This window comes from uncultured Helicobacter sp. (assembly GCF_949282165.1).
Classification (GTDB): Bacteria; Campylobacterota; Campylobacteria; order Campylobacterales; family Helicobacteraceae; genus Helicobacter_F.
This window is the reverse complement of sequence record NZ_CASDOV010000013.1, coordinates 1-13,408: the sequence shown is the minus strand read 5'-3', so window position 1 is coordinate 13,408 and position 13,408 is coordinate 1. Positions and strand designations below refer to the sequence as shown.

12 protein-coding genes, 1 tRNA gene, 1 other RNA gene and 1 pseudogene are annotated in these 13,408 nt (G+C 47.8%); 10 read left to right on the top strand and 5 right to left on the bottom strand.

All coding sequences use genetic code 11. The features are described from left to right. Positions 1–506: 506 nt before the first annotated feature. The 3 genes from ACH2BK_RS06955 to ACH2BK_RS06945 form a co-directional block, all read right to left on the bottom strand. Positions 507–1,085, bottom strand: coding sequence for a hypothetical protein (locus ACH2BK_RS06955; protein WP_395002891.1), 579 nt, complete (start codon positions 1,083–1,085; stop codon positions 507–509). Positions 1,086–1,143: 58 nt separating this feature from the next. Then, a complete protein-coding gene (locus ACH2BK_RS06950) occupies positions 1,144–1,914 on the bottom strand; it encodes an MlaD family protein (RefSeq protein ID WP_395002889.1) in 771 nt (256 codons plus the stop codon). A gap of 103 nt (positions 1,915–2,017) precedes the next feature. Next, positions 2,018–2,094, bottom strand: a tRNA-Arg gene (locus ACH2BK_RS06945). Positions 2,095–2,200: 106 nt separating this feature from the next. Here ACH2BK_RS06945 and rpsU point away from each other — a divergent pair. Both rpsU and ACH2BK_RS06935 read left to right on the top strand, forming a co-directional pair. Then, positions 2,201–2,413, top strand: a complete 213-nt coding sequence (rpsU, locus tag ACH2BK_RS06940; RefSeq protein WP_095627347.1) for a 30S ribosomal protein S21 — start codon at positions 2,201–2,203, stop codon at positions 2,411–2,413. Between the two features lie 77 nt (positions 2,414–2,490). Beyond that, the gene (locus ACH2BK_RS06935; protein WP_394997118.1) at positions 2,491–2,622 is read left to right on the top strand and encodes a hypothetical protein; all 132 of its coding nucleotides are present in this window, start codon (positions 2,491–2,493) and stop codon (positions 2,620–2,622) included. A 421-nt stretch (positions 2,623–3,043) separates the two neighbouring features. Here ACH2BK_RS06935 and ACH2BK_RS06930 read toward each other — a convergent pair whose 3' ends face one another. Continuing rightward, on the bottom strand, positions 3,044–4,519 hold the full coding sequence (locus ACH2BK_RS06930) for a hypothetical protein (protein ID WP_395002887.1): 1,476 nt from the start codon (positions 4,517–4,519) through the stop codon (positions 3,044–3,046). Between the two features lie 259 nt (positions 4,520–4,778). On the opposite strand from ACH2BK_RS06930, the gene ACH2BK_RS06925 reads away from it, so the two are divergent. The 6 genes from ACH2BK_RS06925 to ACH2BK_RS06900 are packed head-to-tail and all read left to right on the top strand — an operon-like array spanning position 4,779 to position 9,688. Further along, complete coding sequence (locus tag ACH2BK_RS06925) at positions 4,779–5,552, top strand: inositol monophosphatase family protein (protein WP_395002885.1); 774 nt, start codon at positions 4,779–4,781, stop codon at positions 5,550–5,552. Positions 5,553–5,554: 2 nt separating this feature from the next. Next, positions 5,555–6,424: an acetyl-CoA carboxylase, carboxyltransferase subunit beta gene (accD, locus tag ACH2BK_RS06920; RefSeq protein WP_395002883.1), complete on the top strand. Its 870-nt coding sequence runs from the start codon at positions 5,555–5,557 to the stop codon at positions 6,422–6,424. After that, positions 6,399–6,857 carry a 23S rRNA (pseudouridine(1915)-N(3))-methyltransferase RlmH gene (locus ACH2BK_RS06915; protein ID WP_395002881.1) on the top strand — a complete coding sequence of 153 codons (459 nt, stop codon included), beginning with the start codon at positions 6,399–6,401 and terminating at the stop codon, positions 6,855–6,857. The genes accD and ACH2BK_RS06915 overlap by 26 nt, the downstream gene beginning before the upstream one ends. 18 nt (positions 6,858–6,875) lie before the next feature. Continuing rightward, positions 6,876–7,253, top strand: a complete 378-nt coding sequence (gene dksA, locus ACH2BK_RS06910) for an RNA polymerase-binding protein DksA (RefSeq protein WP_395002879.1) — start codon at positions 6,876–6,878, stop codon at positions 7,251–7,253. A gap of 9 nt (positions 7,254–7,262) precedes the next feature. Continuing rightward, positions 7,263–8,285 carry a hypothetical protein gene (locus ACH2BK_RS06905; protein WP_395002877.1) on the top strand — a complete coding sequence of 341 codons (1,023 nt, stop codon included), beginning with the start codon at positions 7,263–7,265 and terminating at the stop codon, positions 8,283–8,285. Positions 8,286–8,293: 8 nt separating this feature from the next. Then, positions 8,294–9,688 (top strand): FAD-linked oxidase C-terminal domain-containing protein, encoded by a 1,395-nt coding sequence (locus ACH2BK_RS06900; protein ID WP_395002875.1) that lies wholly within the window; start codon positions 8,294–8,296, stop codon positions 9,686–9,688. 16 nt (positions 9,689–9,704) lie between these two features. Here ACH2BK_RS06900 and ACH2BK_RS06895 read toward each other — a convergent pair whose 3' ends face one another. After that, entirely contained in the window at positions 9,705–10,997 is a 1,293-nt protein-coding gene (locus tag ACH2BK_RS06895; RefSeq protein ID WP_395002873.1) for an adenosylmethionine--8-amino-7-oxononanoate transaminase, read from the bottom strand. Between the two features lie 81 nt (positions 10,998–11,078). On the opposite strand from ACH2BK_RS06895, the gene rnpB reads away from it, so the two are divergent. Together rnpB and ACH2BK_RS06885 are read left to right on the top strand one after the other, a co-directional pair. Continuing rightward, positions 11,079–11,852: RNase P RNA component class A (rnpB, locus tag ACH2BK_RS06890), an RNA gene on the top strand. Positions 11,853–12,067: 215 nt separating this feature from the next. Continuing rightward, positions 12,068–13,408 (top strand): annotated as a pseudogene (locus tag ACH2BK_RS06885) (methyl-accepting chemotaxis protein); the annotation flags it as partial.

Below are 13,408 nucleotides of genomic sequence, written 5' to 3'. Positions count from 1 at the left end.
AGTGTGCAGAATGCACCCCGTAGTAAGCTCAATCGGGGTGGGGGGAGGCTAAAGAGTGCTTACCCGCCCACCTAAGTTGTAAAAAATGAGGAGGAGCTACCTTCGCACGCTTAAGGCTGCCACTTAGCCCTACCTGCACATTGTAAGCCTCACTCCCCCTCTTGCAAAAACAAGCGATACAAAGAAACTAGGAAATATCCGTAAGAATGTGACTTTGAGAAATGAGAAAATACAGAATCTAAGCGGCACAGAATCCAAGCCCCAAAGAATTTACAGAATCTAGGGCGGACTTAGTTTCTAGATTCAGAGTTTTAGATTCTGTAAGCTGCTTAGAATCTCGGTTTATAGAAAAGGTGCTAGCCCAAGTGGCGTTCCTGACACGATTACACTAAGAGATTCTATAAACTTGCCAAAAAATGCAATGTATGAACGCGTAAGCGGAGGGGCGAGGGGCTCTGCCTCACGCCCCGATACACAAGTTTTGCGGCGCAAAACTTGCATTACAATCATAGAATCTGCGCGATAACCTCTGAGAGCACCTCTTGGCTTAGCTCCAAAAATACCGGCGCGAACTCGCGCATATCAGCAATTTGCTTCTCGCGCACGATCACGCCGTTTTTGAGCAGGCTCGCGTCCTTGGCATCTAGCAAGTCATAATACACGCTCAATGTGGCGTATTCTCCGCCCTCTTTTTGGATAATGAGAATCTTATCGATATGGAGCTTGATGATTTTGCTCATCTTCACGCTCCCAAATGGCGGCTTGATGAGGCTTAGCCCCCGCTCGCTCATCATCCCCCCCAAAGTCGCGACAAGCATCTCCTTGGGCTTACTCACCCATTGGGCATTGGGCAGGATACGCGTGCGCAGCGTGTGTGAATCTAGTTTATAAATATCGGTGCTATCATAGGGCAGTGCCGCGCTGATGATCATCCCATAGCTCTGTCTTGGATTTTTGAGGATTTTTTGGCTATGCAGGGAGATATCATAAAAGCTCACTTCTGGTATCTCAGTCTTTATATCCACGCTCACGCACCCTGCGTATATGGCTACGATAAGTCCTGCGATTAGGTATTTTGCTCTCACTTTTTGCTCCTTGCTATGTGTTGGTGTATATGCCCGCTAGATTTGCGCACTGCTAGATTCACTTATCGCCACTTTGCCTTTTGCCAAAGAGGCTATCGTATGGGTTTTTCTCGATTTTATCCACCAAATGCGTGGCTTTGGAAAAAAAACGATCGACTTGCAATAGCGTATCTTGGAGCTGCAAAAGACTAGGATTTAGGATCGCGCGCACATCGTATTGCCCGGATTGGAGATTGGTATCCACAGCCTTGGTGATGGAATCTAGGCGTTTGGTGATCTGTGCCATATCTTGGCTAATTTGTGAGAGATACAAAAAGGTGCTTTGGATATTTGCTATGGTTTGGGCATTGGTGAGCTCGCTGATGCCCTCCATCACATTGAGGCTTTTATCGCCGATAGCCTCTACCTTTTGGAGTAGGACATCAAGCCCGCCTTTTTTGAGTTCGATGATGCGTGAGGTGTTTGGCTGCGTGCTAGAGCCCTGAAAAAACGCGAGGTAATTCGCCCCCGCAAGCCCGCTAGAGGCGATGGTGAGATAGGAGTCCTCACGCACCTCTAGGCTAGAATCTAGCGCAAGCGTGATTTTAATAAGCCCCTGTGCGAGATCTTCAAAGCTCACATTACTGATTTTACCCACCGCGATGCCTTTGAACTTGATAGGCGTGTTGATCCCTACCGAGGAGGCTTCGTCCTGCGTGAGGATATAGTAAGTGTTGTATTTGCTAGTGCTAAAGTCAAATCGCCCTAGCCACAGCACAAAGACACAAAACCCTATAGCAATCCCAAGAAAAACGATACCAATGCTCAAATATTTGACATTGCGCTCCATAGTCCCTGCCCTAAATGATTTGCAAAAAAGATTCTGAAATGATACCAAAATATTGAAAGGTAGTGAGGAAGTTTCACGGAGTCGCACCAAATGCAGTGCGAGATGGTGTGCTCGGAGGGATTCAAACCCCCGACCTACAGGACCGCAACCTGTTGCTCTATTCAGCTGAGCTACGAGCACACAAAATGTAAAGGCGGCATTCTAGCGCATCATTCCTTAATGTTTGTTTTAGACTTTTTGCTTTACAATGCCACCCTTATTTTATACAAGAAAGTGGGTGATGCGTATGCCGGGTATCAAAGTGCGTGAAAACGAGAGCTTCGATGAAGCGTATAGAAAGTTTAAAAAGCAAACCGATAGAAATCTCGTCGTTACCGAGACGCGAGCTAGGAGGTTTTTTGAGCCACAGACAGAGCGCCGCAAGAAGCAAAAGATAAACGCTAAGAAAAAACTCCTCAAGCGTCTGTATATGCTCCGTCGCTACGAGTCTAGACTCTAGGCAGACTTGCGGCAAACATCGGCGCGCTACGCGCCCGGTGTTTGTGTTTGCAAAGCCTTGCTTAGGCTCTTAGCCTTGTGGATTGTGAGTGCTTAGATTCTGCACTTGCGCATTTTTTAGAATCTCTTAAATCCCCCGCCTTAGATTCTGTGCTTCCTGATATTTTGTCATTGTCTTTAGAATCTGCGCTAGATTTTACACCGGCTTAGATTCTGTAAAGATTTTAGATTCTGCTTAGGCTCGTGCTTACGCACGCACTATTATTTATATTTGGCAAAGCCTTGTTAGGATTTTTTGGCGTTGTGGATTATGTGAGTTTCTTAGATTCTGAATCTACTTGAGATTCTGCTAGGCTAGATTTTAAGCCCACACGAGATTTTATATTTTCCTTACACTCCGCGCTTGGCTTTGCCCCGCTTGGTGTGGATTCTATAAGCTCACCACTGCAAACAAAAAATTAGTCATTGCGGTGGTGCTTGTGGAATTTTTGGCGGGTGCGGGGGTAGAAGTTACCTAGAGGGTAAGTGAGCACTCCCCAAACCCGCCAAATCTCTGCAATGATTACCCAAGGAGCTATTTTCCCCGCCCAAAAGCCGCATTTCTTCACAAGAGTGCAAAAGCCTCTAGGGCTTAGAAGTCATAGCGCATCTCTACGCGCCCTCTGCCGTAATTCACCTCTCCCACATTTTGCCCATAGTAGGCAGTGGCAGTGAGTCTGCCGACTTTATAAGTAACCGATGGCGCAATCTCTTGGAAAGTGATCCCCTTGCCATTTTGTGCGTCATTTATGTCGCTTTGGCTCAACACGCTTGGAATGTATGGGTAGTTGTTGTCCCCGCTTATGAATGAGTAGTCTAGCCCGAGCTTCCATGCTTTTGTCAATGCATAATCTAGCACGAGGTAGCCCACCTGTATGCTAGAGCCAGCGCGTCCCCCAGCACCCATGAAGCCAAAGCCCTCTGCTGTCGCTCCTGTGCTATTTACCCAGAATTTCCCAGCGACATTTATCCCGCCTTTGTGATCGAGCAGTGTGCCATAGCCATCGCCAAAGCTCCCCAGATAGCCGAGCTTGAAGGAGAAGGGATTTTCTTTGCTCTTATAGCCGATTTGGAAGTTATAAAGCCCGCGGCTTTTTGCCCAATCTTTGTTAGCAAAGCCGCTGTAGTCTGCTAGTCCAAAGTCCCCGCTACCGGTGCGGAGTGTGAATCCCCAAGCCGTGTTGGTAAAATCCCCCGCACCTGTCATGAAGTTGGCATTATCCACCATACCTGCTGCCGAGACTTGCCCTAGCACATAAAATCCGCCAAAGTCGTATTTTGCCTCACCAAAGGCCATATAGTTTAGCAACCTATTGATATGCGCCAAAGAAACATTGTAGCTAAAGCCCCCGAGCTTTTCTCCGCTCACAGAAAGGCTGATGAGATCGTTACCCATAGAGCCTCGGCTGTTGTTGCTACTTCCGAGGCCTACGCCACCATTGCTAGTGCTACCGCGGAGGCTGTAGATGACATGGCTTGTGATCCAGCTATCATAGAGGTTTATGGCTAGCTTAGTCTTGCCTGTTTGGAGCTTGGCGATAGCACCTGTGCCTATATCTGTGTTTTTATCACTAAAGACTGAATCCATCGAAATCCGCCCAGCGCGAAACTCGGCTTTGATGTCCTCGCCCTTTAGCTCCTTATTAACCGAGAGTTGGGAGATACCAAATCTGTCGTTAAACTCCTTGCCTGTAATCACGGCCATAGTCCCCTGTGCAGCACCATTTGTGTTGCTGCTACCTGTAGGGTTTGAGCTACCGTAGTTAAACATTAATCCTGTGGTGAGGCTCCACCCATCGACTTTGCCCGAAGTGAGATCGATCCTAAATCTGTGCTGCTGATCCGCACCGCCGCCGCCAGCACCCTCAATCGTGGTAAGTCGCATACGCGCAAATCCCTTAGCCTCCATTCCTTCAAAAAAGCTGCTCACGGCCTTTTTGCTCTCACTTGGCGCGGGAGCTTGTGCGCTCTGTGCGTCTTGAGCACCCTGTGCGCTTGGTGCCTCATTAGCGATAAGCAAACTCGAGCTAAGCAATCCTGCCAATACTAACGAAATTTTGTTATTCATTGTTTCTCCTTGGTTGAATTTAAAGGACGGGAAAATTCTAACGATCCAATTTAAAATGTGTGTGTAGGGCGCGTAAGGATTATGTAAAGTTTGCTAGAAGCGCGGAGAAATCCTGTGCAAATCCTATGAAAACCTCTCCAAATCCCTTTGAATCTAGCTTTATGAGAGATTAAGGTCAATAATGCGATGATTTATCAGTGCGCGGCGCGCGTGCGTAGGCGCGTAGCGCGCATTTGTGATCACGCATAAAGGCATAGGTTTGGACACATTTAGAGATTTTGCACTCACGCCATTTGTATCGCGCTGCATTGTAGCGGGGCGAGAGGTTATCGCGCGATTAGATTCTGCTGATAGCGCGCTCTATGCTAAGCACTCCCTAGGAGCGGGGGGCGATGTGAGCATAGGTGCGGATTTGGAAGCGCAAAAAATCTTTGTGCGCCACCTGCTCCCCATCGCGCATATAGATTCTGAAGAGAGTGGGTTTATCCCCTCATCGCAGGGCATAAGCGATATAATCCTCCTTGATCCACTCGATGGCAGTGACAACTTCCTCTCACACATTCCCTATTATGGCGCGTCGGTGGCATTGTGCGATGCGCATAGAATCTGCAAGGAAGCGGTGGTGATAGATTTTTGCGCCCAACGCCTCATCGCGCGCAGCGGGGATACAATCCTAGAATATAGCCTGCGAGATTCTAGCCCTCGCGCTATCAAGCCCTATGTAGCCACGCACTCGCACACCCCCAAATGCGGGATTTTTGAGAAAGCCTACTCCAATCCCCATATCGCCGCGCGCCTCTTTGCTAATGGGCTAAAATTCCGCTCTCTAGGCGCGAGTGCGCTCTCATTTAGCCTAGCGCACAAGGTAAGCTTTATGCTCTTTGTGGGTAGCATACGCGAGTATGATAGCAAGGCGGGGCTATATCTCTGCGAGGGGCTCTATATAAATCAGAGTAGAGATTTCGTGCTTATAAGCAAAGATAAGCAAATTTTTGCTACCATTATGCAACTTCTCACCCAAGGTAAGGATTAGGTATGTCATTTAGCGATTTTTTCAAGTCCAAAAAAGCCGAGCCACGCGCCCAAAAAGGTGAGGCACCATCGCATTGGATCAAATGTCCAAACTGCAATGCGCTGATGTATTATAAAGAAGTCTTTGCCCAATCCCAAGTCTGCCCCAAATGCAACCATCATCTTAGAATCTCCGCGCAAGAGAGGATCGAGCTTTTGTGCGATGCGGGGAGCTTTGAAGAATACGACAAGGATTTACGCCCCATCGATCCGCTAGAATTTGTGGATAAAAAAAGCTACAAGCAGCGCGTGGAGGAGGGCGAGCAAAAAAGTGGCAGACCTAGCTCGGCAATCGCTGGGGAGGCGTTTATCGAGGGCATTGGCACGCAATTAGTCGTGTTTGACTTTTCCTTTATGGGTGGCTCTCTAGGCTCTGTGGAGGGCGAGAAAATCGTGCGCGCCATCAATCGCGCTATCCAAAAACGCCAAGCTCTCGTGATATGCTCCACAAGCGGTGGCGCGAGAATGCAAGAATCCACGCATTCGCTTATGCAAATGGCAAAGACTTCCGCCGCGCTCAATAAACTCTCCGCTGCCAAACTCCCCTTTATCTCGCTGCTAGTCGATCCGACTTTTGGGGGCGTGAGCGCGAGCTTTGCGTTTTTGGGCGATGTGATTATCGCCGAGCCGGGTGCGATCATCGGCTTTGCCGGTCCTAGGGTTATCAAGCAAACTATCGGCGCGGATTTGCCACAGGGCTTCCAAACTGCGGAGTTTTTGCTCGAGCACGGGCTCATCGATATGGTGGTGGAGCGCAAAAATCTCAAAAAAACCATCGCGGATTTGATGAGATACCTCAACACAAACTATGAGATACAACCTATATTGTATTAGCAAGGCAGATTCACAGGAGCTAGTGGAGGATTTTGTGATGAAATGCAGAGGGTTTGGCGCGCAGCTGCTCATACACGATGTTTTTAACAACGCCATCGCCAAGGCGCAAAAAATCTCCGCCACCAAAGCCCAAGAATCCTACTCCCAAGCCCTCACACCCTTTGTCAAGCACACACCCTCACACCTTAGTATCGCGCTTACACCTAGTGCCAAGATGCTAGATTCACACGAGTTTGCCAACCTCATCGCCAATTACCAAGAAGTGAGCTTTTTTATCGGCGGGGCGTATGGGTTTAGCTCTGATTTTTTGCGCTCGCTAAAGACTTTGAGCCTCTCTCCGCTCACCCTAAGCCACAAAATCGCCAAAATCGTGCTGTGTGAGCAAATCTATCGCGCGCTAAGCATTATGACAAACCACCCATACCACAAATAACTTTTACAAAGGGCACAAATGGATTATGAGTTTTTTAGCACATTGCTGACACAAAGAAAGCGGGTTTTACGGGATTCTATGATAGAGAAGGGCGAGCTTATGGAGCAGTGGTATAGCTCTAAGCTCTCTGATGATAGTGATGTCGTGGCGGCTGCGCTCTATGAGACGAAAGTCGCTAATATCCTCGAGCTGCAAAAAACCGAGATCGATGATATAGACTACGCGCTTACTAAAATCAAAAACAAAACCTATGGAATCTGTGAGATGTGCGATGATGAGATCGATATCGAGCGGCTAAAAATCAAACCCCACGCGAGGTATTGTATCGATTGTCGCGAAGATGTGGAAAAAAGGCAGATTTTAGAGCAAAAAATGCAAAACCTCAAGAAACGATAAGGAGTGGCTATGCGATTTAAATACTATATGGCTTTTGTGGTGGTGTTTTGTGTGGTTTTGGGCATTTATGCCTACACATTGGAGCTTGGGAATTTTGCCCTCACGCTCCCAACCGGGCGCGAGCTCGATCTCCCCGTGAGCCTGTGGCTCATCATCCTCATACTCGTGTTTTGTCTGTGTAGCTCCATACTCTTTGCCTCCTCGTGGGCGAGCTCGCTTATGCGCTCCTATCGCACGCGCAATGACTTCAGCCATCTCTTCTCACAGATAAACGAGCAAGCCCTCAACAAACCCATAGAATCTCGCGTGTATAAAAATCCCGATATCTCCAAGCTCTCCAAAATCCTCGCGCGCTTTTATCTCAAGCCGCGGCTAGATTCTAATGAATGCTTTGAGCCCAAAATCGATAAGCTTTTTGAAAACTACAAAGATGTGATGAGTGGCAAAAGCGTGGATTTGCGCGCGTATGCTCTAAGCAAGGATAATAAATTTTCCATACAGAATCTCAAAAACAAGATTCAAAGCGATAGTAAATTTGCCTTTAACGCCCTTAGTGAGAGCGAACCCCAAGAGATACGCGATTTTGCAGTGGTGCAGATACTCACACACGGCTCATCTAAGGATATCGAGCGACTTCTAAGCTCACAAGTGGGCTATAATGCCTCGATGAAGCCTTCCCTCATACACGCCTTTATCGCCAATCACGAGCTTTTTAGCCCAGAAACGCTCTCGCGCATCTCCCAGCAAATGTCTTTCAACGCCCAAGACTATGTCCAGCTCGCCCAGCAGAGCAAAGACATACTAGAGCCGCACGCGTGGTATAAGCTCCTAGAATCTCTCGCCAATGCCGATGAGCACGCCGAAAACGCGCTGTTTTATGTGATGTTTGAACTCGAGATGATCGATAAGGTGCGTGAGAGGCGCGCCCTGCACGGCAAAGACGAGTATCGCCTCATCGATGCGTATTTGGATCTCAAAGATTCAGGCAAGCACTATCCGCTTGATATATTTTTTAATCAATGCAATATTTAGGAGGGGGTATGATAGCACCGCTAGATTCTGTGCATATCCGCGCGCTGAAGGCAATCGTAGGGGAGGAAAACTGCTATGACGATCCCGCGCACCGCATAGCGTATTGTTATGACGCCACAAGGGAGCGATACGAGCCCCAAGCGGTGGTGTATCCTAGAGACGAGCGCGATGTGAGCGAAATCCTCAAATACTGCAACACACACAAAATCGCTATAATCCCCCGCGGCGCGGGAAGTGGATTTACCGGTGGGGCACTGCCGGCAAATGGTGGGATTGTCCTAGCACTTGAGAAGCACTTCAATAAGATTCTAGAAATCGATGAGAAAAACCTCATCGCGCGCGTGCAGCCGGGCGTGGTAAATAAGCACTTCCAAAACGAAGTGGAAAAGCGCGGACTTTTCTACCCGCCCGATCCTGCTAGCCAAGAATATAGCACGCTGGGGGGCAATGTGAGTGAGAATGCCGGCGGTATGCGCGCAGCAAAGTATGGCATCACCAAGGACTATGTGATGGCACTGCGCGCGGTGCTGCCCAATGGCGATATCATCAAAGCGGGTAAGAAGACGATTAAAGATGTCGCGGGCTACAACATAGCGGGGATTCTCATCGCGAGTGAGGGCACGCTAGCGGTTATAACCGAGATCACCCTCAAGCTCATCGCCAAGCCCAAATACCGCCAATCCGCTATGGGCGTCTTTGGCAGTATCAACGACGCGATGAATGCGGTGTATAAGAGTATGGCGAGCGGTATCACGCCCGTGGCGATGGAGTTTTTGGACAATCTTAGTATCCGTGCAGTCGAGGAGCGATTTGCCAAAGGCTTGCCCATAGACGCCGGAGCGATCCTCATCACGCAAGTAGATGGCGATATGCCCGAGGTGCTTACCTATCAGCTTGAGCAGCTTGAGCAGAAGTTTAGAGAAAATGGCTGCGTGGCGTTCAAAAAAGCTCAAAACGCGCAAGAGGAGGAGGATTTGTGGTTTGCTAGGCGCAACGCTAGCCAAAGTATCACGATCTATGGCAAAAAAAAGCTCAACGAAGATATCACCGTGCCCAGATCGCGCCTGCCCGAGCTTTTAAGTCATATCGCGCGCCTAAGTGAGCAGTATGGCTTTAAAATCCCGTGTTTTGGGCACACGGGCGATGGCAATGTGCATACCAATGTGATGGTGCCAAACCCAAGCGATCCAGATGAGCTAGCGCGGGGCTATGCGTGTATTGAGGAGATTTTTAAAATCGCCGTGGAGCTAGAGGGGACTTTGAGCGGGGAGCACGGCATAGGGCTCGCCAAAGCCCCCTTTATGCCCCTAGCCTTTAGTAAAGAGGAGATGAATCTCTTTAGAGTAATCAAGCACGCCTTTGATCCCAACAATATCCTCAATCCGGGCAAAATGGGGCTCTAAGCCTCACTATAACGCCTCACAGAGTAGCCAAAATCGCCTCCAAACTCTCAAACACATACGCCACCTCTTGCTGTGTGATCACATAAGGTGGCATAAAATATATTGTATTCCCTAGCGGGCGTAGCAGCAAACCTCTCTCAAGCGCTTTATTATACACTTCTATGCCCTTGCGCTGTCCTTCAAACCCTATAAGATCAAAGGCGAGGATCATACCGCGTTGGCGCATATTGCCCACAAAGCTAAAGCGTTTTAGAATCTGTGAGCATTCCCAAATATACGCGCTTAGAATCTTATTAGATTCTATAATTCCTTCATTTTCAAAAATATCAAGCACGGCGTTAGCGCACGCACACGCCAAAGGATTGCCGGTATAAGAATGCGAGTGCAAAAACGCCCGATGGCTCTCATAGGGCGCGTAAAAATGCTCATAGATTCTCTCACTCGTAACCACCACAGACAGAGGCAGATACCCACCCGTGATACCCTTGCTAAGACAGAGAAAATCAGGCACCACCCCGCACTGCTCAAGTGCGAACATACTGCCTGTCCTCCCAAATCCCACCGCCACTTCATCAAAGATGACAAAAATCCCGCGACTTTGACACATTTTGGTAGCCTGCGTGACGAATTCTGGCGTGTGCATCGCCATATTGCCCGCGCACTGCACGAGTGGTTCGAGGATAAAGGCGACGATATTTGGGTGTGAATCTAGCGTAGATTCTAAATCCTGCAGGGCTTTGTCGGTATTGCCTAGCGTGGGCGCGCTGCTTGTGAGCGTGCGGAGCAATATGGGCTCATAGACTTGCTTATACAGCCCCACATCGCCCACGCTAAGCGCGCCGATTGTCTCGCCGTGGTAGGCATTCTCTAGGGATAGGAAAGTATCATAAAAACTGCTTTTAGATTCTATAGCCTTAGCGTGATACGCCATTTTGAGCGCGACTTCTATCGCGCTTGAGCCATTATCGGCAAAAAAGCACTTGCTAAGCGGCGCAGGGAGGAGCTCACACAGGCGTGAGGCAAGTGTGATGATGGGCTCGTGTGAAAATCCCGCTAGGATAATGTGCTCGAGATTTTCAAGCTGGGCGCGAAGTTTTTGGTTTATATAAGGGTGGCAATGCCCAAAGAGATTCACCCACCAGCTCGAGATACAATCGATATAGGCTTTGTCCTCAAAGTCATAGACATACACGCCCTTGCCACTTTTAATCGGTATGAGCGGGTAAGTCGCCTCGTGATCGTGCATCTGCGTGCAGGGGTGCCAGATATGGGCGAGATCTTGGGATTTTAGAATCTGTGAAGCGTGCATTGTCAGCCTTTGTGTGTGAGATTTGGGGCATTGTAAGTGCTCTAAGCTTTTGTTTGGCTTAGCGGGGATATAATACCGGCTTAGGCATAGCAGGTGGTTGCTTTTAGAATCTAAAAGAGGAAAGTCCGAGCTACATTAAGACAGGATTCCATTTAACAAATGGCTGGTGTGAATCAAGGGAAAGTGCAACAGAAAACAACCGCCAACTAGAGAAAATGGCTCTTTAGGTAATCATTGCGTAGATTTGGCGGGTTTGGGGAGTAGTCACTACCCTCTAGGTAGCTCCTACCCCCGCACCCGCCAAAAGCTCCACAAGCACCACCGCAAATACTAATTTTTTTGTTTGCAGTAGTAAGGATTCAGAATCCATACTAAGTCAAGGGGCAAGCCTTGATGAGATTTACTAGCAGGTTTAGAATCTTAAAGAAGTTTTGGGATTCTAGATTCAGAAAATCTAAGGGGTTTATAGAACTGCCACTTTATAGAATCCCATCAAGGCTTGCCTTTGGCGTGGTGTGGATTCTATGGGGCTACCACTGCAAGCAAAAAAAGCTTTGAAAAATTTGGGGAAGGTTAGCGGACTTAGAGTCCGTGCCTTTCACAAATTTTTCAATCTTATCGCATTGCATACCCAAGGAGCCATTTTCCAAAAAAGAAGTTGGTAAGGGTGAAAAGGCGGGGTAAGAGCCCACCGACATTGTAGCAATACATTGTGCCGTGCAAACCCAATCCGTAGCAAGAAGAGCAGGTTAGAAGTCTTAAAATCTCTTAGCTCTTCGCAAGAGTGCGGTAGTGATACCGCACCTAGATAAATAGCCACCCACGACAGAACTCGGCTTATGCTATGCCTAAACTCCGAGATTCTCTACACTTTGTGCTAAAAACTTTTACTTTTCTACACTCTCCTCCTTACTTTTTGCTTAATTCCGCCCCATTTTAAGCGTTTTTTTTTTTTTTGTAATAAAATCGTAACACTTTAAGCTTGGCACTCAAGGCCATGTGTGCTTCAAGCACGATGTGGCGACACTTGATTGCTTTGCATGGGTTACAAAGAAATCAAAGGAGAATAGATGAAAAAATGGTTTAGCTCTCTAAGTATTGCCACAAAACTTCTTACTTCTGTGGCAGGTATCGTGGTGGTGGGCATTGTCGTCTTAGCTACGGCGGTGGTTAATGAGGTGAGTAAAAATCTCATTAGTAGCACAAAGAGCACGATTACACAAGCTTCCAAAAACTACGCCACGACTATGAAGGGGCTCTTTGATGAAACGATCGTGCTCACTAGCGGCGTGGGCTCCTCGCTCAATAAAATCTATCGAGAAAACCCTAAAGAAGTCGATCTGGGCAGCGTGGCAAGTATCATCGAAAATATGCTAGATAATAGCCACGCAAGTTATAGCTTTTTGTATCTTTTATCGCGCCCAGAGGGGGAGCTTGATAAGAGATTTTTTACCCAAAGCGGCAAGTTTGTGATGCTCTATCATAGCCCAGATGAGCGCAAAAACAGCGCCCGCTTGCAACAAGCACACGATAACATCATCAATATTCCTGTGATTAAAAAAATGCTAGAGGAGGCAAAAGATGGCGAGCAAAAAGCCTATGTGGGGCAGCCTATCAAGATCGATTTTGGCTCTGGCGAGTTTTTGGGGCTAAATATCGTCTATCCGATTTTTGGTGGCAATAAGCAGCTGCTAGGGATTGTGGGCTATACCTTTAATCTTTTTGATGTCTCTCATAGGCTCATTGATCCTAAGCTTAGCTTGTATGCAGGGGATTTGCGTGTGCTTACAAACGATAGTGGTGTGATAGCCATACACGAAAATCCTAACCTTATCCTAAAGCCTCTACAAGAGGTAAACCTGCACCCAAAAGCCAAAAATACACTCAATGCAATCCTTACAAACCAAAGCGGTATGTTTGATGACTATGTCACGATTGTGGGCAATGAGAGCTATGCGAGTGTGGAGTCCTTTAGCACTATAAACAACACAAGCCGTTGGTCAGTCTTTGTAAGCGCGCCCAAAAAAGAGGTGCTAAAGCCTCTGTATGATTTGCAGCTCCATATCGGGCTTTTGTCTGTGGTGTTTTTGCTCTCTGTGATGGTGGTGGTGTGGTATTGTGTGCGTAAAATCGTGGGCGCGCGACTGCCTATCATCCTCTCCACCCTCTTCAATTTCTTTAAGCTCCTAAACCACGAAAAGGTAGAGATAAAGCCCATCCCCATTATGGCAAATGATGAGCTAGGAGCTATGGGCAGAGCTATCGATGAAAACATACAAAAGGCTAAGCGTGATTTAGAGCAAGATTCTCATCTCGTCTCCCAATCCCTAGAAGTCATCAACCACACTCGTGAAGGATATGCTGATAGACGCATCACCCTAAGTGGTGCCAATCCCCAGCTAAACACACTA